At 74.2% G+C, this 22,169-nt stretch carries 16 protein-coding genes; 9 read left to right on the top strand and 7 right to left on the bottom strand.

The features are described 5' to 3' along the window. Positions 1 to 2 precede the first annotated feature (2 nt). Both ACSU6Z_RS20670 and ACSU6Z_RS20665 read left to right on the top strand, forming a co-directional pair. The gene (locus tag ACSU6Z_RS20670) at positions 3 to 722 is read left to right on the top strand and encodes a hypothetical protein (RefSeq protein ID WP_437047675.1); all 720 of its coding nucleotides are present in this window, start codon (positions 3 to 5) and stop codon (positions 720 to 722) included. Next, the gene (locus ACSU6Z_RS20665; protein ID WP_437047673.1) at positions 719 to 1,516 is read left to right on the top strand and encodes an ABC transporter ATP-binding protein; all 798 of its coding nucleotides are present in this window, start codon (positions 719 to 721) and stop codon (positions 1,514 to 1,516) included. Before ACSU6Z_RS20670 ends, ACSU6Z_RS20665 begins: the two co-directional genes overlap by 4 nt. Positions 1,517 to 1,565: 49 nt before the next feature. Here the strand turns inward: ACSU6Z_RS20665 and ACSU6Z_RS20660 are convergent, their stop codons facing one another. The 6 genes from ACSU6Z_RS20660 to ACSU6Z_RS20635 form a co-directional block, all read right to left on the bottom strand. Then, positions 1,566 to 1,778 (bottom strand): EF-hand domain-containing protein, encoded by a 213-nt coding sequence (locus ACSU6Z_RS20660; protein ID WP_437016121.1) that lies wholly within the window; start codon positions 1,776 to 1,778, stop codon positions 1,566 to 1,568. A gap of 171 nt (positions 1,779 to 1,949) precedes the next feature. Then, positions 1,950 to 3,143 (bottom strand): YncE family protein, encoded by a 1,194-nt coding sequence (locus tag ACSU6Z_RS20655; protein ID WP_437050406.1) that lies wholly within the window; start codon positions 3,141 to 3,143, stop codon positions 1,950 to 1,952. 133 nt (positions 3,144 to 3,276) lie between these two features. Beyond that, positions 3,277 to 3,780 (bottom strand): ATP-binding protein, encoded by a 504-nt coding sequence (locus tag ACSU6Z_RS20650; RefSeq protein ID WP_437047671.1) that lies wholly within the window; start codon positions 3,778 to 3,780, stop codon positions 3,277 to 3,279. Between the two features lie 292 nt (positions 3,781 to 4,072). Then, entirely contained in the window at positions 4,073 to 4,840 is a 768-nt protein-coding gene (locus ACSU6Z_RS20645; RefSeq protein WP_437047669.1) for an enoyl-CoA hydratase/isomerase family protein, read from the bottom strand. An 80-nt stretch (positions 4,841 to 4,920) separates the two neighbouring features. Then, positions 4,921 to 6,162, bottom strand: coding sequence for a L,D-transpeptidase (locus ACSU6Z_RS20640; protein WP_437047667.1), 1,242 nt, complete (start codon positions 6,160 to 6,162; stop codon positions 4,921 to 4,923). Positions 6,163 to 6,335: 173 nt separating this feature from the next. Next, entirely contained in the window at positions 6,336 to 7,562 is a 1,227-nt protein-coding gene (locus ACSU6Z_RS20635) for an Ig-like domain-containing protein (protein WP_437047665.1), read from the bottom strand. A gap of 153 nt (positions 7,563 to 7,715) precedes the next feature. Here ACSU6Z_RS20635 and glgX point away from each other — a divergent pair, with 153 nt between their 5' ends. The 6 genes from glgX (at position 7,716) to ACSU6Z_RS20605 (ending at position 17,927) form a co-directional block, all read left to right on the top strand. After that, positions 7,716 to 9,968 carry a glycogen debranching protein GlgX gene (gene glgX / locus ACSU6Z_RS20630; protein WP_437047663.1) on the top strand — a complete coding sequence of 751 codons (2,253 nt, stop codon included), beginning with the start codon at positions 7,716 to 7,718 and terminating at the stop codon, positions 9,966 to 9,968. Positions 9,969 to 10,304: 336 nt separating this feature from the next. Beyond that, complete coding sequence (locus tag ACSU6Z_RS20625) at positions 10,305 to 12,107, top strand: ABC transporter ATP-binding protein (protein WP_437047661.1); 1,803 nt, start codon at positions 10,305 to 10,307, stop codon at positions 12,105 to 12,107. Then, positions 12,104 to 13,972, top strand: a complete 1,869-nt coding sequence (locus ACSU6Z_RS20620) for an ABC transporter ATP-binding protein (RefSeq protein WP_437047659.1) — start codon at positions 12,104 to 12,106, stop codon at positions 13,970 to 13,972. Before ACSU6Z_RS20625 ends, ACSU6Z_RS20620 begins: the two co-directional genes overlap by 4 nt. Positions 13,973 to 14,091: 119 nt before the next feature. Continuing rightward, complete coding sequence (locus ACSU6Z_RS20615; protein ID WP_437050405.1) at positions 14,092 to 14,925, top strand: sugar nucleotide-binding protein; 834 nt, start codon at positions 14,092 to 14,094, stop codon at positions 14,923 to 14,925. Between the two features lie 649 nt (positions 14,926 to 15,574). Further along, positions 15,575 to 17,260: a M4 family metallopeptidase gene (locus ACSU6Z_RS20610; RefSeq protein WP_437047657.1), complete on the top strand. Its 1,686-nt coding sequence runs from the start codon at positions 15,575 to 15,577 to the stop codon at positions 17,258 to 17,260. A gap of 157 nt (positions 17,261 to 17,417) precedes the next feature. Next, complete coding sequence (locus tag ACSU6Z_RS20605; RefSeq protein WP_437047655.1) at positions 17,418 to 17,927, top strand: DUF1990 domain-containing protein; 510 nt, start codon at positions 17,418 to 17,420, stop codon at positions 17,925 to 17,927. Between the two features lie 3 nt (positions 17,928 to 17,930). Here ACSU6Z_RS20605 and ACSU6Z_RS20600 read toward each other — a convergent pair whose 3' ends face one another. Beyond that, positions 17,931 to 20,561: a glycosyltransferase family 1 protein gene (locus ACSU6Z_RS20600; RefSeq protein ID WP_437047654.1), complete on the bottom strand. Its 2,631-nt coding sequence runs from the start codon at positions 20,559 to 20,561 to the stop codon at positions 17,931 to 17,933. A gap of 404 nt (positions 20,562 to 20,965) precedes the next feature. Here ACSU6Z_RS20600 and ACSU6Z_RS20595 point away from each other — a divergent pair, with 404 nt between their 5' ends. Next, entirely contained in the window at positions 20,966 to 22,168 is a 1,203-nt protein-coding gene (locus tag ACSU6Z_RS20595; RefSeq protein WP_437047652.1) for a S8 family peptidase, read from the top strand. The last annotated feature ends 1 nt before the right edge of the window (position 22,169 follow it).

Here is a 22,169-nt window from a genome sequence, read left to right as displayed (position 1 = left end):
GCATGCGTCCTTCGTGGGGCGAGAACCCCACCGCTTTCCCGGCTATTCCGCGCCCGTGGCGTTCGGGTGACGGGCGGCGCCCGGCCGGAACCGGCCCTCCGCCCGCACCCGCCGCGCTCCCCCGTGGGCCCCGGTCGACCTGCACGACGGCGGCCGGACGCCGACCGGGCCGGCGGACACCCCCGCAAGCGCCGCCTCTTCGCCCCGCCGGTCCCCATGGGCGTCAAGGAGACCGAGATCGGCGCCCCGGGCGCCTGCGCCGGCCGGACCGGGTACGTCCGCCGCCGCGCCCGGCCCGCCGGGACCCGGCCGTACCCTCCGGCCACCCGCACGGCGACCGCGGCACCGGTGCCGCCCGTGCCGAGCACGCCGTCCCGGCCGGTGCCCAGCACGTCGAGGGCTGCCTGTCCGGCACCGGCGGGCGCACCGGTAATGTCGGCCCGGTGACCCTCGTCCTCGACCTGTGCGCCCGGGGCGCCGGCCCGACGGCCGGCCTCCGCGGCATCGACACCGTCCGCGACTCCGCCGCGCGCTGCGACCGGCTCCCGGCGCGCCCGCGCCACCCGTACGCCGGTGAGCTGGTCCGCATGGCCTTCCGCGGCACCCGCCGGGACGCGGAAGGCAGGGGGCCGGCCGGGCACGCCCGCCGGGCGCGGGAGGCGGGCGTCGCGGCCGCCTCCGTGCGGGCGGTGCCGTCCGCGGTGAACGGGGCGGCCCGGTGACACCGGTGCTGCGCGCCGAGGACGTGCACGTCGTGCGGGACGGCCGGCCGATCCTGCGGGAGGTGTCGCTCACCGTCGCCGCCGGCGAGCACTGGGCGCTGCTGGGCGCCAACGGCGCGGGCAAGTCGACGCTGCTCGGCCTGCTCGGCGCCCGGACGCACCCCACGCGGGGCACGGTGGAGGTGCTCGGCCGCCGTCTGGGCCGCGTGGACCTGCGGGAGCTGCGCGCCTACGTCGGCCACGTCGATCCCCGCCATCCGCTCACCTCGCCGCTCAGGGTCCGGGACGTCGTGCTGACCGGGTTGACCAACTCGGTGGAACCGGTGCCCCGGTGGCGGCCGGGGCCGCAGGAGGTGGAGCGCGCCGAGCGGCTGATGGCGACGCTGGGGCTGGAGGAGCTGCGCGAGGCGCGCTGGCCCACGCTCTCCCAGGGGCAGCGCGGCCGGACCCTGATCGCCCGCGCCCTGATGCCGCGGCCCCGATTGCTGCTCCTGGACGAGCCGGCCACCGGGCTGGACCTGCCGGGCCGGGAGCAACTGATCGGCGCCCTCGACGAGTTGTGCCGGGACCATCCGCGCCTGGCGACGGTCCTGGTCACCCACCACCTGGAGGAACTGCCCCCGGGCACCACGCACGCCCTGCTGCTGCGCGACGGCCGCCCGCTCGCCCAGGGTCCGGTGGCGGACGTCCTGACCGGTGACCAGGTCGGCAAGTGCTTCGACCTGCCGCTGGTCCTGGAGCGCCACGACGGCCGCTGGACCGTGCGCGTCCGGCGCCGGGCGGACGGGGCATGACGAGGGGGCGCCCGCCGGTAAACCGGCCGGGCGCCCCCGGTTCACGTCGTCACTTGTTCAGGTGGGCCCAGAACTCGTCGAACGACAGCAGCTTGTCGCCGTCGACGTCCCGGCTGGCGATGATCGCCTCGGCGACCGCCTCGGTCACGTTCCAGTCACCGCCCTGGGCGAGGGCGGTCTTGAACTCGGCAGCGGTGACGAACCCGTCCCCGTCCGTATCGATCCGCTCGAACTGCTTGCGTGCTTCCTCGATGTCCGCCACCGATCCGCCCCTCATCTCGTGCTCAGGTCGTCCGCTCAGCCCGTTCCGCTGGCGCAGATCAGATTAACCGCCCTCCCTCGCGCGTGGTGTGGCGGCCACCCGGCCCGGCTCCCTCGGAGCCCGCGCGCCACGGACCGCCGCTCGTCCGGCGGCGTGGCACCTCGCCCTGCCTCAGCGGAAGACGCCGGTGTGCCCCAGGGAGTAGCGGCCCGGCCGCGGGTACACCGCGAGGCCGTGCGGTCCGCTGCCGACCTTGACACGGGCGAGCTGCTTGCCGGTGCGGGTGTCGATGGCGTACACCTCCGAGTCGTACCGCCCGGACAGCCACAGCACCTTGCCGTCGGCGGAGACGCCGCCCATGTCGGGGCTGCCGCCGTCGGGCAGGCGCCACTTCCTGGTCAGCTTGTCCCGGGTGAAGTCGAAGACGGAGACGGTGCCCTCGCCCCGGTTGGAGACGTACATCTCGCGGGAGTCGCGGCTGACGTACAGGCCGTGGCAGCCCTTGCCGGTGGGCAGCAGGGCCGGCTCGGTGAACTTGTCGCCGTCCAGGACCCACATGCCGTGGGCCGTCATGTCGGCGATGTAGAACTTGCTGCCGTCGGGCGAGACCTTCACGTCCTGCGGCATCGCGCCGTCGAACGGCAGCTTCCGCTGGGCGACGACCTCCATCTTCTCGGTGTCGACCTTCAGCAGCTCGCCGCTGAACTCGCAGGAGACGATGAAGTAGCGGCCGTCGAGGGAGAAGTCGGCGTGGTTGACGCCGTAGCAGGAGACCGGTTCGGTCTTGACCTCCTTCATGGTGTGCGGGTCGCGGAAGACCAGTTCGCGGTCGAGGGAGGCCATCACGACGGCGTACTTGCCGTTGGGCGTGAAGTAGAGGTTGTACGGGTCGTGCACCCGCACCGGCTTGCCGGCCTTGCCGGTCCTGGGGTCGATGGGGGTGAGGGTGTGGCCGCGGTTGTTGTTGACCCACAGGGTCTTCAGGTCCCAGGAGGGGACGACGTGCTGGGGCTGGCGGCCGACGGGGATGGTGTCGACGACCTCGTACGTCCTGGGGTCGATGACCGTGACGGTGTCGGACCCGGTGTTGGGGACGTAGACCCGGGAGGGGAAGTCCTTGACCACCGGGGACAGCTTGTTGGGGCGGTCGGCCGCGTAGACGTCCTCGGGGTCGAGGACGGGCGGCATGCCGGGCAGGCCGTCGACGGGCCTCTTCTCGGTCGGGGCGGGCGCGGCGGCCCGGGTGGCGCGGGGCTCGGCGGCCCGGTCGTCGCGTTCGGTGCCGCAGGCGGCGAGGGCGGCGAGGGCGGCGGCCGCGGCCAGGGCGCCTTTCGACAGGCCGCGGTGCGTCGGGGGACGATGCATCGGCGTCATTCGCCCCATTTAAGGGGCAATATGAACGAAAATGGGCGATTCGCCCGAACGGTGGCCGGTCAGGGGCGCGGCACGCCCTCGCCCCAGGGCACCCCGCCCCGGTACGGCACATCCCGGTACGGACCTAGCGGTCCACCACGCGCATCTCGAACCACGTCCGCTTGCCGCACGGCAGCAGATCGACCCCCCACCGGTCGGACAGCTTGTCGACGAGGAAGATCCCCCGCCCGCTGATGTCCGTCTCCCGCACCGGCATCAGACACGGCAGCCCCCGGGAGGGGTCGCGCACCTCGACGCGGATCCAGCCGGGATGGCGGTGCATGCGCAGGCCGAAGCGGCGGGCACCGGCGTGGCGCACGGCGTTGCCCACCAGTTCCGAGACGAGCAGGACGACGTCCTCGGTCAGCCTCGGGGGGAGCGCCCACTGGCGCAGGGCCACCACCTGGGCGAGCCGCCGCGCGACGGCCGCGGACTCGGGACGGGAGGGGAGTTCGACCTCGCTCTCCGCCGGGCTGCCGAACGACTCCAGCGCCACGAGCGCACGTTCGTCCTCGACCGCCGGCGACCAGCGCGCCGCAGGCGCCCGGCCGGTTCCCCGCGGCCGCCCCAGACCCTCCAGCCCCGCCATGCCCCCCATGATGGCCGCCCGGTGCACCGCACGGGGCCGTTCCCGGGGAATACCCCCCCGCGGCATCCCGCCCCGCCCCGGCCGAGGGGCGACGCGAGGCGTGTGCCGGCCGTCCGACGGAGGGCGAGGAGGCCTGCGGCGACCTGCGCGGACGGGCCTGCCGGCGGCGGTCGGCGGGCCGCCCGGCACGGCGGGCCCCACGCGCCACACGTCCGGCGCGAACCGCCCCTTCGGGGGACCCGCCGCGGACGTCACGCCGGTGACGCGCCCCGGGCCGCGCCGCCGGCGGATGTCAGAGGAACTTCGCCTTGCCGGGTCCCTCCTCCACGAAGCTGCGCATCCCGCGCTCCCGGTCCTCCGTGGCGAACAGCCCCGCGAACCAGTTCCGTTCGACGGCCAGGCCGGTGTCGATGTCCGTCTCCAGCCCGGTGTCGACCGCTTCCTTCGCCGCGCGCAGCGCCAGCGCGGGGCCCCGGGCCAGCCGCGCGGCCCACGCGTGCGCCTCGGTGTACACCTCGGCGGCCGGCACCACCCGGTCCACCAGGCCCAGGGCGAGCGCCTCGTCGGCCCTCACCTGGCGGCCCGTGAAGATCAGGTCCTTGGCCCTGGAGGGGCCGATCAGCCGGGCCAGCCGCTGGGTGCCGCCCGCGCCGGGGATCAGGCCGAGCAGGATCTCGGGCTGGCCCAGCTTGGCGTTGTCCCCGGCGATGCGGTAATCGGCGCACAGGGCGAGTTCGCAGCCGCCGCCCAGCGCGTACCCGGTGACCGCCGCCACGACCGGCTTGGGGATGCGGGCCACGGCCGTGAAGGAGTCCTGCAGGGCACGGGCGCGCAGGACCATGGCGGTGTGGTCCATCGCCCGCATCTCCTTGATGTCCGCGCCGGCCGCGAACACCTTCTCCCCGCCGTAGAGCACCACGGCCCGCACGTCCTCGCGGCGCGCGGCCTCCTCGGCGAGCTCCTTCAGCCGGTCCTGGGTGGGGATGTCCAGCGCGTTCATGGGCGGGCGGTCCAGGCGCAGCGTACCGACGCCGTCTTCGACTTCGAGGTGTACGGTCATGCCCAGCAGGTTAACGGCCACTAACGGCGGTGGCCCCGGTGCGATGGCTCACACCGGGGCCGTGCGTCAGGCGGCGGGGGCTACGCCTTCCACTTCTCCCAGGACATGTTCCAGCCGCTGTAGCCGTTGTCCGGGGCGACGGTGGCGTCGTTCGAGTTCTTCACGATCACCACGTCGCCGATGAGCGAGTTGTCGAAGAACCAGGCGCCCGGCGCCTTCTTGTCCCAGCCGCCGCGCACGTCGCGCAGGCCGACGCAGCCGTGACTGGCGTTGCGGTTGCCGAAGGCGTCACCGCCCCAGTAGTTGCCGTGGATGAAGGTGCCGGAGGTGGTCAGGCGCATGGCGTGCGGGACGTCCTTGATGTCGTACTCGCCGCCGTAGCCGACCGTCTCGCCGTTCATCCGGGTCACGGTGAGCTTCTCGCTGACGACCATCTGGCCGTTCCAGGTCTCGTAGCCGGGCGCGCCGGTGGTGACCGGGATCGTCCTGACGGTCCTGCCGTCCCGCATGACCTTCATCGTGAGCTTCTCGGCGTCGACGACGGAGACCTGGTTGCGGCCGATGGTGAAGGAGACGGTCTTGGACTGCTTGCCGTAGACGCCGTCGCGGCCCTCGACGCCGTCGAGGTCGAGGTCGACGGTGACCTTGGTGCCGGCCTTCCAGTACTTCTCGGGCCGGAAGTCGATCCGGTCGTTGCCGAACCAGTGGCCCTCGACCTCGACGGCCGGTTCCGTCGTGATGCGGATGGCCTTCTCGACGTCCTCGGGGCGGGTGATGCCGCGGGTGAAGCGGATCGAGAACGGCATGCCGACGCCGACGGTGGAGCCGTCCTCGGGGGCGAAGTGGCCGATGAAGGTGTTCTTCGGGGTCAGCGTGGTGAAGCGGGCGTCCTCGGCGGCGGTGCGGCCCCCGGCGTCCTCGGCGACCGCGTGCACCGTGTAGGTGGTGGAGGCGGCCAGGTGGGTGGACGGCGTCCAGGTGGCGCCGTCGGCCGATATCTCGCCCTCGACCTCGTCGCCCTCGGCGTCCTTGACCTCGACCTCGGTCAGCTTCCCCTTCGCGGCGCCGACCTTCAGGGCGCCGCTGGTGTCGACGCCCTCGGCGCCGTCCTTCGGGGCGATGGTGACGACGGCCTCGGACTGCCCGCTCTGCGCCGCGGCGGAGCCCTTGCCCTTGCCGTCGGCGGAGCCGGACCCGGAATCCGATCCGCCGCCGCACGCGGTCACGGCCGTCAGCACCACACCGCACAGCAGCGCCGACAGCCTCCTGGCGCTCCGCCCCCGTGCGTCGGTCCACGCCCCCGATACCGGTCGCCCGTTCACTTGTTCTCCCCTCGCAGGGCCCCGCTCGGGCCCGCACCCCAACGCGTGCTACGCGCTCCGGCGCATATTAACTGCCCGGCAAGGGGCGTCGGCGCTCCCGGATCGTCACCGTTCCGTACCGGATCCGGCTCCGGCGCCGCAGGTGGGGAGGCCGGGGAGGGGCCGCCTCACGGTCACTTCACCGCGCTGCCCGCCTTCCACTTCCTCCAGCTCATGTTCCAGCCGCCGAGCCCGTTGTCGGGAGCGACCTTCCTGTCCTTGCTGCGCACGACCTCGACGACGTCCCCGACCAGGCTGCGGTCGAAGAACCAGCCCGCCGGGGTGTGGGCGCCGCCGCCGCGCACGTCGCGCAGGCCTACGCAGCCGTGGCTGACGTTGGTCCGGCCGAACACGTCCTCGGGCGCCCAGTAGTTGCCGTGCAGGAAGGTGCCGGAATCGGTCAGGCGCATGGCGTGCGGGACGTCGGGGATGTCGTACTCGCCGCCGAAGCCGACCGTGCGGCTGTCCATGCGGGTGACCTCCAGCATCTCGGTCACCACCATCTTGCCGTTGTACGTGGTGGTCCCCGGGGCGCCGGCGGTGATCGGCACGGTGGCGAGCAGGTCGCCGTCCCGGTGGACCCGCAGGGTGTGCGCGGCGGCGTCGACGACGGAGACCTGGCTGCGGCCGACGGTGAAGGAGAACGTCCGGTCCTGCAGCCCGTACACCCCGGGCGCCCCCTCGACGTCGCGCAGGCGCAGGGCGACGGTGACCCGGGTGCCGGGCTTCCAGTAGTGCCGGGGCCGGAAGTCGAGCCGGTCGCGGCCGAACCAGTGGGGGCGGATCTCGACAGCGGGGACGGCGGTGACGCGCACGGCGCGTTCGACGGCGGCGCGGTGGGTGATCTCCCGGTTGAACTCCAGGGAGACGATCATGCCGGTGCCGACGGTGGAGCGGTTCTCCGGGGCGACGTAGCCGATGAAGCGTTCCCGCGGGACGTACGTCGTGAAGGTCGCGTGCCGGGCGAAGCGGCGTCCGCGTCCGTCCACGGCGACCGCGTCGACCGTGTAGCGGGCGGCGAGCGCCAGCCGGCCGTCGGCGGGCTCCCAGCGCGACCCGCCGGCGACGACGCGACCGGGCACCGGCGTCCGCCGGGCGTCCCGCGACCTGACGACCCGGACCGACTCCAGCCGCCCGCCCGGCACCCGCACCGACAGCCTCTCCCCCGGCCGCACCCCCTCGCTGCCGTCGGCCGGCGAGATCCGGATGATCTCCTCGCGGGAGGGCGGCTTGTCGAACACGCCGCCGCCCCCGGAGCCGCCCGAGGTGCAGCCGGCGGCCCCTGCCAGCAGTCCCGCCCAGGTCAGTAGGGCGGCCAGGGCGGCCCCCGCGCGCCGCGCGCGCCTGTGTACATGCCTCACACCCGCCCCTAACGACGGGGCCCGCCGCGGGGAAACGTGAGTGCGAGCCATGCTCTGGGCAGAACATGGGGGAGGACGACGCGACGGGGAGCCGTGGCCGGGACACCGTGCGCCCTTTTCCACGTCGTTCCACGAGCCGTGGGAGGCCGACACGTGTCCAGCGCAGCCGAGCAGGAGGCGGTGGCCGGGAAGCGGGCCGCCGGCAACGGTCAGGACGAACGCCCCGCCGCCGTGGACGGCAGGCCGCGCCGGGCACCCGCCGTGCCCGCGTGGCCGGGGGCGCCGACACCGCTCGGCGCCCGCTTCCGGGTCGGGCCGGACGGGGTGGCGGGCACCAACTTCGCGCTGTGGGCGGGCGGGGCGGAGGCGGTGGAGCTGTGCCTGTTCGACGAGCGGGGGGTGGAGAGGCGGGTCCCGCTGACCGAGCTGACCCACCAGATCTGGCACGGCTTCGTGCCGGGCGTGCTGCCGGGGCAGCGCTACGGCTACCGGGTGCACGGCCGCTGGGACCCGTGGACCGGCGCCCGCTGGAACCCGGCGAAGCTGCTGCTGGACCCCTACGCGCGCGCGGTGGACGGCGACTTCCGGCTGCCGCCGCAGGTGTACGGGCACGTCCGGGACTGGCCGGAGCAGCACGTGGCCGACACCGTGCGCGACGACCGGGACTCGGCACCGTACGTCCCCAAGGGCGTCGTCGTCCACGACGACGACGACTGGGCGGACGACCGCCGCCCCAAGACGCCGTGGGCGGACTCGGTCATCTACGAACTGCACGTGCGCGGCTTCACCAAGCTCCACCCCGGGATACCGGAGGAGCTGCGCGGCACCTACGCGGGCCTGGCGCACCCGGCGGCGATCGAGCACCTGGTGAAGCTGGGCGTGACGGCGGTGGAGCTGATGCCGGTGCACCAGTTCGCGCACGAGGACCACCTGCTGCGGCGGGGCCTGCGCAACTACTGGGGCTACAACTCCATAGGCTACTTCGCCCCGCACGCCGCCTACGCCGCCTCCGGCACCACGGGCGAGCAGGTCGGCGAGTTCAAGCGGATGGTGCGCGCGCTGCACGCCGCCGGGATCGAGGTCGTCCTCGACGTGGTCTACAACCACACCGCGGAGGCGAACGAGCTGGGCCCGACGCTGTCGCTGAAGGGCATCGACAACCGCGGCTACTACCGCCTCCAGCCGGACGCCCGCCGCTACGCCGACTACACCGGCTGCGGCAACACCCTGCACGTGGTGCAGCCGCACGTGCTGCGCCTGATCACCGACTCGCTGCGGTACTGGGTGACGGAGATGGGCGTGGACGGCTTCCGCTTCGACCTGGCCGCCGCGCTGGCCCGCTCGATGCACGACGTCGACATGCTCTCCCCGTTCCTGGCGGTGATCGCGCAGGACCCGGTGCTGCGCCGGGTGAAGCTGATCGCCGAGCCGTGGGACGTCGGCTCGGGCGGCTACCAGGTGGGCGCGTTCCCGCCGCTGTGGACGGAGTGGAACGACCGCTACCGCGACGCCGTGCGGGACTTCTGGCGCCACGCCCTGCCGGACGTGCGGGAGATGGGCTACCGGCTGTCCGGCTCCAGCGACCTGTACGCCTGGGGCGGGCGCCGCCCGTACGCCTCGGTCAACTTCGTCACCTCGCACGACGGTTTCACCCTGCGCGACCTCGTCAGCTACGAGCGCAAGCACAACGAGGCCAACGGCGAGGGCAACCGGGACGGGACGAACGACAACCGCTCCTGGAACTGCGGGGCGGAGGGCGAGACGGACGACGAGGGCGTGCGGGCGCTGCGGCGGCGGCAGTTGCGCAACCTGCTCACCACGCTGCTGCTGTCGACGGGCGTGCCGATGCTGCTCGCCGGCGACGAGATGGGCCGCACGCAGGGCGGCAACAACAACGCCTACTGCCAGGACAACGAGCTGGGCTGGGTGGACTGGAGCCTGCTGGAGGACCCGGGCTGGCGGGCCCTGTCCGACCTCGTCTCCCGGCTGATCCGGCTGCGCCACCGCCATCCGGTGCTGCGCCGCCGCGCCTTCTTCTCCGGGCGGGCGCAGTCCTCGGACGGGCTGCGGGACCTGGCCTGGTTCACGCCGCGCGGTACGGAGATGACGGAAGGGGACTGGTTCGCGCCCGCCGCCACGCTGGGCATGTACCTGTCCGGGCGGGACATTCCCGGCCGGGACGAGCGGGGCGCGCCGGTCGTCGACGACAGCTTCCTGGCCGTGCTGCACGCCGGGGAGCATCCGGTGGACTTCGTACTGCCGGGGCCGCCCTGGGCGGAGCGGTACGAGGTGGTCCTCGACACCGGCCGGGAGGAGCAGGCCGAGGCGCCGGGGGTGGAGCACCCGGCGGGGACGACGGTCACGGTGCCGGCCCGGACGGTGCTGCTGCTGAAGGTCGCCGGCTGAGGCCGCGCGCCCCGCGTCTCCCCTCCGTGGACTCCCCGCCGGTCCCCTTGCCCCTCCCGGCTCCCCGGCCGACGCGCCCGAAGGCGCATCGCCCGATCGATTGATGACGGGGTGTGACCGGTGCTCGGGAGCGGCACGTACGACCGGCGCGCAGGGGGCGGCGGCACGTACGACCGGCGCGCAGGGGGCGGCGACGCGTGCGGCCGGCGCGTGGAACCGGCCCGTACGGCCGGTGCGGGCGGCGCGTGCGACCGGCGCGCGGGGCCGGGTCGCGGGCCTCCACGAAGGCGGAAACCCGGTGGGCAGGGTCCGTGACGGTCCGTAGGCTCGCCACCGATGCTCTCCACACACCCCACCGCCGAGGAGCGGTCCGCCGTTCGCGCGCTGCTGCGCCTGTGGCCGTACGTGCGGCCGGTGCGGGCGCGGCTGCTGACCGCCGCGTTCGTCGCGGTCCTCGCCTCCTGCGCGGGGCTGGTGATCCCGCTGGTCCTGAAGTGGATGGTGGACGGGCCGGTGGCCGGCCGGGACCCGGCGGGCGTGTGGCTGGGGGCGCTGTGCCTGCTGCTGCTCGGGGGCGCGGAGGCGCTGCTGTTCGGGCTGCGGCGGTGGCTGGTGGCGCGCCCGCTGGCGGGCGTCGAGGCGGCCATGCGGGCGGATCTGTACCGGCACCTGCAGCGGCTGCCGGTCGCCTTCCACGACCGGTGGCCGTCCGGGCAGCTGCTGTCCCGGGGGACGACGGACCTGATGCTGCTGCGGATGTTCCTCGCCTTCCCGCTGACGTTCCTGTTCGTCAACGGGGTGACCATCGTCGTCGGCGTGGCCGTCATGCTGGTGCAGGACTGGGTGCTGGGGCTGGTGATCCTCGGGCCCGCCGTGCCGGTGATCGCCACCTGCGCGGTCTTCGAGAAGCGGTACGCCGCCGTGGCGCGGCGGGCACAGGACCAGCTCGGCGATCTGACGACGGTGGTCGAGGAGAGCGTGCTCGGCATCCGGATCGTCAAGGGGTTCGGGCGGCACCGCAGCCAGGCGCGGGCGTTCGGGGAGCTGTCGCGGACGCTGCGCGGCACCGAGCTGGGCAAGGCACGGCTGCTGGCGGCGATCTGGGCGGTCGTCGTCACGCTGCCGGAGCTCGCGATCGCGGCGGCCCTGGTGGTCGGTGCCGTGCGGGTGGCCGACGGGCACCTGTCGGCGGGCACGCTGGTGGCGTTCCTGTCGACGGCGCTGGCGCTGCGGTGGCCGGTGGAGTCCATCGGCTTCCTGCTGGCGATGGGCCAGGAGGCGGCGGCGGCGACGCAGCGGTACTTCGAGGTGATGGACGCCGAGCCGGAGCCGGAGCCGTCGCGGGCGGCGGACGGCCGGCCGGCCGTTCCCACCGGTGACCGCGGCCTGCGCTTCGAGAACGTCACCTTCCGCTACCCCGACGCCCCGCCCGGCTCCCCGCCCGTCCTGGACCGCGTCGACCTGCACATCCGCCCCGGCGAGTCCCTGGCCCTGGTCGGGGCGACGGGCAGCGGCAAGACGACGCTGACCGCGCTGGTCCCCCGGCTGTACGAGGTGACCGGGGGCCGGATCACGCTGGACGGCGTGGACATCGCCTCGATGCCCCGTGCGCAGTTGCGCGCCAAGGTCGCCGTCGCCTTCGAGGAGCCGACGCTGTTCTCGGCGAGCGTCGGCGAGAACGTCCTGATGGGCGCCGGGGACGGCGCGGGGCGGGCGGAGCTGGAGCGGGCGCTGGCGGTGGCGCAGGCCGGCTTCGTGCACGCCCTGCCGCAGGGCGTCGACACCCAGGTCGGCGAGCAGGGCCTGAGCCTGTCCGGCGGGCAGCGGCAGCGGCTGGCGCTGGCCCGGGCCGTCGTCGGCGAGCCGCGTTTCCTGGTGCTGGACGATCCGCTGTCCGCGCTGGACGTGCACACGGAGGCCGCCGTGGAGGCCGCCCTGCGGCGGGTGCTCGCCGGCGCCACCGCGCTGATCGTGGCGCACCGTCCGTCCACGGTCCTGCTCGCCGACCGGGTCGCCCTGCTCCGCGGCGGACGCGTCACGGCCGTGGGCACGCACCGGGAACTGCTGCGCACCGACGCCGAGTACGCCTACCTGATGTCGGGCGCCGGGGAACCGGAACAGGAGGACGGCCCGCGATGACGGCTCCCCCGACGTCCACCCCCGCCGCGCCCGCGCCCGGCGGCGGACCCGGCGGCCCCCGCCCCGACGAGGCCGGCGACCCCTTCGACCGGGACGTCCTGCCCACCCCGCCGGGCGCGACCGCCGCGCTCCTGCGTTCGCTGCTGGCGCCGATGAGGGCCCGCGTCGCCGTCACCGCCCTCCTGCTGCTGCTCCAGCAGGCGGTGGTGCAGGCGGGCCCGCTGCTGGTGGCGTACGCCATCGACCGCGCCGTACCGGCCCTCACCGGCGGCGACCGGGGGCCGCTGGTCGCGGTGGGCGCGGGCTACCTGCTGTGCGCGCTGGGCGCCGGGGCGCTGCAGTACGCGTTCATCGCCGCCTCCGCCCGCGTCAACCAGGACGTGTTGCTGGACCTGCGCGGCCGTATCTTCCGCCACGCGCAGGCGCTCGGCGTCGACTTCCACGAGCGGTACACCTCCGGCCGGCTCATCTCCCGCGCCACCACGGACGTGGAGGCGCTGCGCCAGTTGCTCGACGAGGGGCTCCAGGAGCTGGTGACGGTGGTCCTGTCCTTCGCGTACATCACGGCGCTGCTGCTCTGGCTGGACCTGGGGCTCGGGGCCGTGGCGGCGGCGTCCTTCGCTCCGCTGTACGGGCTGGTCCGGGCGTACCGGCGGCGGGCGCGGGAGGCGTACGGGCGCAAGTCCACGGCGACGGCCGCCGTGATCGTGAGGTTCGTGGAGACGATGAACGGCATCCGGCCGGTGCGCGCCTTCGGCCGGGAGGCCGCCAACGACGCCGCCTTCGCCACCCTGAACCGGCGGCACGAGCGGGCCAACGGCGACGCGCTGCTGGAGATGGCCCGCTACGTCACCGGCTCCCGGCTGGTCGCCAACACGGCCGTCGCCGGGATCGTGCTGTGGGGCGCCCACCGGGTGGCGGACGGCTCGCTGGCCCTCGGGGTGCTGGCGGCGGCGGTGCTGTACCTGCGCCGCCTGTACGACCCCATCGACCGGCTGGGCATGTTCCTGAACTCCTACCAGTCGGCGGCGGCCTCGCTGGAGAAGATCGCGGGCCTGCTGGCGCAGACGCCCACCGTGCCGGAGCCGGCGGTGCCCAGGCAGCTGCCGCCGCGGGTGTCGCGGGACCCCGGCCGCGAGGTCGTCTTCGACTCGGTGCGCTTCGCCTACCGCACCGGCGGCGAGGTGCTGCCCCGCTTCGGCCTGACGATCCCCGCCGGGCAGACCGTCGCCGTCGTCGGTTCCACCGGCGCGGGCAAGTCGACGCTGGCCAAGCTGCTCGCCCGGTTCCACGACCCCACCGAGGGGCGGGTGCTGCTGGACGGCGTGGACCTGCGCGACCTGCCCCTGGCCGAGCTGCGGCGCGGGGTGGTGATGGTGACGCAGGAGGCGTTCCTGTTCTCCGGCACGGTCGCCGAGAACATCGCGATCGGCCGTCCGGACGCCTCCCGGGAGGAGATCGAGCGGGCCGCGAAGGCGATCGGCGCCCACGACTTCATCAGCGCGCTGCCCGAGGGCTACGACACCGACGTCCGCAAGCGGGGCGGCCGGATCTCCGCCGGACAGCGGCAACTGGTGGCTTTCGCACGGGCGTTGCTGGCCGATCCGGCGGTGCTGATCCTGGACGAGGCGACCAGTTCGCTGGACGTCCCGGGCGAACGGGCGGTGCAGCGGGCGATGGCGACGGTGCTGGAGGGGCGTACGGCGGTGGTGATCGCGCACCGGCTGTCGACCGTGGAGATCGCCGACCGGGTGCTGGTGATGGAGCACGGCCGAATCGTCGAGGACGGCACCCCCGCCGAACTGATCGCCGGAGCCGGCCGGTTCGCGGACCTGCACCGGGCATGGCGGGAGAGCCTGGCGTGAAGGGCCCCGGGGGCGCGTCGGAGCGGGCGGCACCACTCGCCGGGTCGGGCGACCCGGCGGACCGGGCCTCCACCGACGCGTGCCGGGTCCGGTCCACCGCGTCGCCCACGACAGCCCTGATCATCGGCGGCAGCGGCTTCCTGGGAGCCGAGCTGGTCCGGCAGGCGAGGTCGGCCGGGCACGCCACGGCCGCGACGTACGCGACGGCTCCCGGCGACGCCTCCCGGGCCGCGTGGTACGCCCTTGATCTGCGGGACGCGCGACGCCTGGACGACGTCATGGCGGAGGTGCGCCCGCAGCTCGTCGTCAACGCGTCGAGCGGCAAGGCCGACTGGGCGGTCACGGCGGAGGGGCCCGCCCGGATCGCGAGGGCCGCGGCGAGGTACGGCAGCCGCTTGGTGCACGTGTCCAGTGACGCCGTGTTCTCCGGTGCCCGGACGCACTACGACGAGTCCAGCCCGCCCGCCCCCGTCACCCCATACGGAGCGGCGAAGGCGGCGGCGGAAACGGCGGTCCTCGCCGTGCACCCGGGAGCGATCGTCGCCCGCACCTCGCTGATCATCGGCCATGGGCGTTCCGTACACGAGCACCTCGTGCGCGAACTCGCCACCGGCCGCCGGGACGGCGTCCTGTTCACCGATGACATCCGCTGCCCGGTGCACGTCACGGACCTGGCCGCCGCTCTTCTGGAACTGGCATCGGGCGATGCGGCCGGCATCCACCATCTCGCAGGGCCCGATGCGTTGAGCCGCCACGAGTTCGGCGTCCTCATCGCAAGGCGTGACGGTCTCGACGCCTCTCGACTGCCCACGGGTCTGCGCGCCGACAGCTCGCTTCCAGGAGCCCTCGACGTGCGTCTCGACAGTCGGGCGACCCAGCGGAAACTGCGCACGAGGCTGCGCGGGGCCCGGCAGTTCTGCCGCATCCCGGTCGCCCGGCGTGCCGACCCGTGAGCGACCGGAGGCGACGAGCGGCGTCCTGTGCCGCTGAACCCCGAGCGTGTGCCCTCCGCGTTCGAGCGGTGCGGCTCGCTGAGGTCCGTGGCGGAGGGTGTCGAGAACCTGCCGCCGGCCGTGCGGGGTCGGACCGGCCGAGCGGCTCGGCTGAGGGACGGCGAGGGGTCCGGTGCGCCCGCAGGCCCTCCGGCCACCGCCGTTGACGACCAAGACCCTGCCCTACGGGGTGGGGCGGACGAGCCGCTGGTAACGGCACGGAGCGGTGGCGGGACCGGGGAAGCCCAGGTGGCCGGGGGGAAGTGATCTCGGCCAGAAGGCCGTCGGCGTGGCCGTGCCCGGAGACGCGGGCGGACGGGCGAGGAGCGACAACGGGCCGGGCCAGGGCAACGAATCCGTATAACGAACATGAACTCCCGGACAACGAACGATTTCCAGCCAACTTACTGACGCGCTCCTGACAAGCGCCTCGATTTCCTGCCACTCTTCCCACGGCCGTTCCACAGCAACCCCACAGCCCCGCCCCACCGCTGTGCCGCGGCCGGAGTCCACGAGCACGTTCTGCGTACCGCCCCCGTTCCGCCCGGCCGGCCCGCCCGCCGTCCGGTCTCCCCTGGCCGCGTGATCCGCGGCCGCGCAGAAGGAGTCAGTGTTGAGCAGGTCCTCCCACAGACGCGCCCCCCACACCATGCCCCGCCGCAGGACGGCCCGCCGCGGCGCGGCCCTCGCCCTCGCCGGGGTCGCCGCCCTGATCGCCACCGCCCTCCAGTCGGGCGCCGCCACCGCCGCCCCGCCGGCCCCCCAGGCGGCCCCGGGCGCGGAGCCGGTCCGCCTCACCTCCGCCCAGCGCGCCGAACTCCTGCGCGAGGCCGACGCGGCCACCGCGGACACCGCGAAGACCCTGGGCCTGGGTGCCAAGGAGAAGCTGGTCGTCCGCGACGTGATCAAGGACCGCGACGGCACCGTGCACACGCGCTACGAGCGGACGTACGACGGACTGCCGGTCCTCGGCGGCGACCTGGTCGTCGAGACGTCCCCCTCCGGTGCCACCGAGAGCGTGGCCAAGGCGACCCGGGCCAAGGTCGCGGTGGCGTCCGCCAAGCCCGCGGTCGCCGCCGCGCAGGCCGAGCGGCAGGCGCTCGGCGCGGCGAAGGCGCAGGCCGAGAGCCCGGACGTCACCCGGGCGCCGCGCACGGTGGTCTGGGCCGCGAGCGGCAGCCCGGTCCTCGCCTACGAGACGGTCGTCGGCGGCCTCCAGCACGACGGCACCCCGAACGAACTGCACGTGATCACCGACGCGAACACCGGCGAGAAGCTGTACGAGTGGCAGGCGATCCAGAACGGCACCGGCCACACCGTCTACAGCGGCACCGTCCCCCTGACCACCACGCGGTCGGGATCGTCGTACACCCTCACCGACGGGGCGCGCGGCAACCACCGCACGTACAACCTCAACCGCCGCACCTCCGGCACCGGCACCCTGTTCTCGGGCGCCGACGACGTCTGGGGCGACGGCAGCCCGTCCAACCTGGAGTCGGCCGCCGCCGACGCGCACTACGGTGCCGCGCTGACCTGGGACTACTACAAGAACGTGCACGGCCGCAACGGCATCCGCGGCGACGGCACGGGCGCCTACTCGCGGGTCCACTACGGCAACAACTACGTCAACGCGTTCTGGTCGGACAGCTGCTTCTGCATGACGTACGGCGACGGCTCGGGCAACGCCAACCCGCTCACGTCGATCGACGTGGCCGCGCACGAGATGACGCACGGCCTGACCTCGAACACGGCGCGGCTCGTCTACAGCGGCGAGTCCGGCGGCCTGAACGAGGCGACCAGCGACATCTTCGGCACCACCGTCGAGTTCTACGCCAACAACTCCTCCGACGTCGGCGACTACCTCATCGGCGAGGAGATCGACCTCAACGGCGACGGCACGCCGCTGCGCCACATGGACAAGCCCAGCAAGGACGGGGCGTCCAAGGACAGCTGGTACTCGGGCATCGGCTCGATCGACGTGCACCACTCCTCCGGCCCGGCCAACCACTTCTTCTACCTGCTGAGCGAGGGCAGCGGCACCAAGACGATCAACGGGGTCACGTACAACTCGCCGACCTCGGACGGCCTGCCGGTCACCGGCATCGGCCGCGCCAAGGCCGAGAAGATCTGGTTCCGGGCCCTGACCACCAAGTTCACCTCCACCACGAACTACGCGGGTGCCCGCACCGGCACCCTCGCGGCGGCCGGTGAGCTGTACGGCACGTCCAGCGCCGAGTACAAGGCGGTGCAGAACGCCTGGGCCGCCGTCAACGTCGGCGCGCGCGCGAGCGGCTGAGGCGGAACGGCGCCCCCCTCACGGGCCGCGCCGTCCGAGACCAGGGCGCCCTCCCGGTGGTTCGACTCCCCGGGACGGCGCCCTCCCGCGTCCCCGGACGCGGCCCCGCCGCGAACACGGCGGCGTCCCGCGGGACACCGCCCTACCCTTGGTGCCCATGTCCTTCACCTACGACGACGTCGGCGCCACCCGCGAGCAGGGCCACTGCCCGCCGGGCTTCCACCCCCTGCACGTCCGCACCCGCCTCGGGGAGGGCGAGCCGGTCTTCCGGCGGGCGGCCGAGGCGGTCCTGACCTGGCGGATGCACCGGGCCCTGGGCGTCGGCATCGACGCGAGCGCGGAGCGGGCCGCGCCCGGCGTCGACGTGACCGTCACCCTCGCCGGAATGATCAAGGCGCCCTGCCGGGTGGTCTGGACGGTGGAGGAACACCGCCGGGCGGGCTGGGCGTACGGCACCCTGCCCGGCCACCCCGAGTGCGGAGAGGAGGCGTTCGTGGTGGACCGGACGGGGGACGGCACCGTCTGGCTGACCGTCGCCGCCTTCAGTCGCCCGGCCAAGTGGTACTCCCGGGCGGGCGGGGTGGCGACCCGCGGCCTGCAGCACGCGTACGCCCGTCGCTGCGGAGCCGTGCTGAAGCGGCTCAGCGGCGGGGAAGCGCAGGAGTGACGCTCACCGCATCAGCACCCCCGCCGCCTCCACCACCTCCTCCGGCGGCACCGCGACCAGTCCGAGTTCGGCGCCCGACGCCAGCAGCCGGTGGGCGGGCAGGACACGGACGGTGTAGCCGAAGGGGCCGGTACGGTCCAGGGCGAGCGGTCCCTCGTACAGCAGACGGCCCTCGGTGTCCGGTCCGCCCACCGGTTTCAGCGGCACGGCCGTGGCGTCGGTGATGCGGTCGTCGGAGTCGACCCGGCCGGAGACCGCCTGGACCTCCACGTCGTCCGGGCCGAGGTCGCCGAGGCCGACCCGCACCCGCAGGCCGAGCGTCGAGCCCAGTTCGGCGGAGGCGGTGGCGGCGGACGTCTCCACGTGGTCGACCCGCACCCCGGGCCAGGCCGCGCGCACCCGGGCCTTCCACCGGGCCAGCGAGTGCGCGGCGTCGGGGTCCGTCGCCCGGTGGGCCTCGGCGGCCGGGGCGTAGAGGCGCTCGACGTACTCGCGGACCATGCGGCCGGCCAGCACCTTGGGACCGAGCAGGCTCAGGGTCTGGCGGACCATCTCGATCCACCGGTCGGGCAGCCCGCTGCGGCCCCGCTCGTAGAAACGCGGGGTGATCCGTTGTTCCAGCAGGTCGTAGAGGGCGGCGGCCTCCACGGCGTCGCGCCGGTCCGGGTCGGTGCCCGCGCCGTCGGCGGTGGGGATCGCCCAGCCGAAGTCGGGCCGGAACCACTCGTCCCACCAGCCGTCCCGCACGGACAGGTTGAGGCAGCCGTTGAGCGCCGCCTTCATGCCGGAGGTGCCGCACGCCTCCAGGGGGCGCAGCGGGTTGTTCAGCCAGACGTCGCAGCCCGGGTAGAGCTTCTGCGCCATCGCCATGCCGTAGTCGGGCAGGAACACGATCCGGTGGCGCACGCGCGGGTCGTCGGCGAACCGCACCAGTTCCTGGATGAGCCGCTTTCCGCCGTCGTCGGCCGGGTGCGCCTTGCCCGCGACCACGATCTGCACCGGCCGCTCGGGGTGCAGCAGCAGCTCCGTGAGCCGGTCGCGGTCCTGGAGCATCAGCGTCAGCCGCTTGTACGACGGGACGCGCCGCGCGAACCCGATGGTGAGGACGTCCGGGTCGAGGACGCCGTCGATCCAGCCCAGCTCGGCCGTCCCGGCGCCGCGCTGCCGCCAGGAGGCCCGCAGCCGCGCCCGCACCTCCGTCACGAGCTGCTCGCGCAGGGTGCGGCGCAGCTCCCAGATGTCCTGGTCGGGGATGCCGGCGACGGCGTCCCAGCGGTCGTCCGAACCGCCGACGGCGAGTGTGTCCTCGGTGCGCTGCGCGCCGATCTGCCGGGCGCCGAGCCGGAACACCTCCGGGGCGACCCAGGTGGGGGCGTGCACCCCGTTGGTGACGGAGGTGATCGGCACCTCGTCGGGGTCGAAGCCGGGCCACAGGCCGCGGAACATCTCCCGGCTGACGTGGCCGTGCAGCAGGGAGACGCCGTTGGCGCGCTGGGCCAGGCGCAGGCCCATCACCGCCATGTTGAACAGGTTGGGCTCGCCGCCGGGGTAGGTCTCCATGCCGAGGCGCAGGACGTGTTCGACGTCGATGCCCGGCAGTTCGGCGCCGGGTCCGAAGTGGCGGGCGACCAGTTCGCGGTCGAAGCGGTCGATGCCGGCCGGGACGGGGGTGTGGGTGGTGAAGACGGTACCGGCCCGCACCGACTCCAGCGCGGAGTCGAACTCCAGTCCGTCGGCGCACAGTTCGGCGATGCGTTCCAGGCCGAGGAACCCGGCGTGCCCCTCGTTGGTGTGGAACACCTCCGGCTCGGGGTGGCCGGTGAGCCGGCAGTACGCGCGCACCGCCCGGACCCCTCCTATGCCGAGCAGCATCTCCTGGAGCAACCGGTGCTCGCTGCCGCCGCCGTAGAGCCGGTCGGTCACCCCGCGTTCGCCGAGGTCGTTCTCCTCCACGTCGGAGTCGAGCAGCAGCAGCGGGACCCGGCCGACCCGGGCCAGCCAGAGGCGGGCGCACAGCTGCCGCCCGGCGGGCAGGGCGAGGCGCACCCGGACGGGGGTGCCGTCGGCCTCCTCCAGCAGGGTCAGGGGGAGCTCGTTGGGGTCGAGGACCGGGTAGTGCTCCTGCTGCCAGCCGTCGCGGGAGAGGGTCTGGCGGAAGTAGCCGTGCCGGTAGAGCAGGCCGACCCCGATGAGCGGCACCCCGAGGTCGCTGGCCGCCTTCAGGTGGTCGCCCGCCAGGATGCCGAGGCCGCCGGAGTACTGCGGCAGGGCGGCGGTGATGCCGAACTCGGGTGAGAAGTAGGCGACGGCGGCGGGGAGCCGGGTGCCCGCCCGTGTCTGCGCCTGGTACCAGCGGCTGCCGGTCAGGTAGTCGTCGAGGTCGTCGACGGCGGCGGTGAGGCGGCGCAGGAAGCGGCGGTCGCCCGCCAGTTCGGCCAGGCGGGCGGGGTCGACGGTGCCGAGCAGCCGTACCGGGTCACCGCCCGAGGCGGCCCAGCACTCGGGGTCGACGGACTGGAACAGTTCGCGGGTCTCCGTGTGCCAGGACCAGCGCAGGTTGCGGGCCAGGTCGCTGAGGGGCCGCAGGGGGTCGGGGAGGACGGGACGGACGGTCAGTCGGCGGATCGCCTTCACATTCCACCTCAACGCGGTCGCTCGATGGGACGGGTGGGCGTCACCTCGTCCCTGCGACGGTACCGGCGGCGGTACGGCTCCCGCCGGGTGGTTCGCCCCTGAGCACTTGTTCGGCCTGAATCACCCGGTCGCCGGATCTTCCCCGACCCGTTCCGAACTCACCTGACCAATTTCGGTCATGTTCGGCCCGTTCCACTCCCGCACAGTCCACTCCGGTCCCGCCCGGCCGGAAACCACCGCATCCCTTCCCCCCTCACACACCCGATATGGCCGATTCCGCCTTCCCAGGCCTCCTTGTGGCGCTCCGCCCCGCACGAGAGGCTGCCCGGAGGCGTACCCCCGCGCCGCCCCCCAGGGGCCCGGCGCGAAGGCCGTACGCCGTGTCGAGGAGGGGACAGCACACCATGGCACGGACGCGAACAGCGCGTCTGCGCCGGGCGGGGGGCCTGGTCGCGGTGGCCTGTGCCGCGGCCCTTTCGGCCGTCACCCCGCCCGCGCAGGCCGCGCCCCAGGGGCGGATACTCGGCGCCGGCGCGCCCGGCTCCGTGAGCGGGAGCTACCTGGTGACGCTCAAGGGGGGAACGGAGGCCGCGTCGGCGGCCGGAAAGAGCCTCGCCCGGACGTACGGGGTGAGAATCAGCCACATCTACGGCACGGTCCTGAACGGCTTCGCCGTCCGGGCCACGAAGAGACAGGCCGGGCGCCTGGCCGCCGACGCCCGGGTCGCCTCGGTCGTCCAGGACACCCGCGTGGTGGTCGACCGCCCCCGGCGGGACCCGCCGCCCTGGAACCTGGACCGCGTCGACCAGCGGAACCCGCCGCTGGACCGGAGCCACACCCGGCCGGAGGCCGCGGGCAGGGGCGTGACGGTGTACGTGATCGACACCGGGATCCGCGTCACGCACCGGGACTTCGGCGGCCGGGCGAGCCACGGCTGGGACTTCGTGCAGGGCGACCGGACCGCCCAGGACGGCAACGGACACGGCACGCACGTCGCCGCGACCGCCGTCGGGACGGCGTACGGCGTCGCCAAGCGGGCGAAGGTCGTGGGCGTGCGGGTGCTCGACGACGACGGCGCCGGGACCACGGCCCGGGCCATCGCCGGAATCGACTGGGTGACCAGGCACGCCAGGAAACCGGCGGTCGCCAACCTCAGCCTGGGCGGTCCCCGCAACCCGCAGCTCGACGCCGCGGTCCGCGCCTCCATCGCCTCCGGCGTCACCTACACGGTCGCGGCGGGCAACGAGGGCCGGCCGGCCTCCCTGTACTCCCCCGCGGGCGTACGCCGGGCGATCACGGTCGGCGCGACCGACCGGCGGGACACCCGGGCGGCCTTCTCCAACTACGGTTCCTCGCTGGACCTGTTCGCCCCGGGCGTGTCGGTCACCTCGGCGTCCCACACCGGTGACACCCGGCGGGTGACCTGGTCGGGCACGTCGATGGCGGCACCGCACGCGGCGGGCGCCGCCGCGCTCCACCTGTCCGGTCACCCGCGGGCCACACCGGCGCAGGTGGCGAAGGCGCTGACCGACGGGGCGGCCGCCGGCAAGGTGTCGGACCCGGGCCCCGGCTCGCCGAACAGGCTGCTGCAGGTGCCGCGTTCGTGAC

This window comes from Streptomyces sp. enrichment culture (assembly GCF_964273145.1).
Taxonomy (GTDB): Bacteria; Actinomycetota; Actinomycetes; order Streptomycetales; family Streptomycetaceae; genus Streptomyces.
This window is presented reverse-complemented; position numbering and strand designations above follow the sequence as displayed.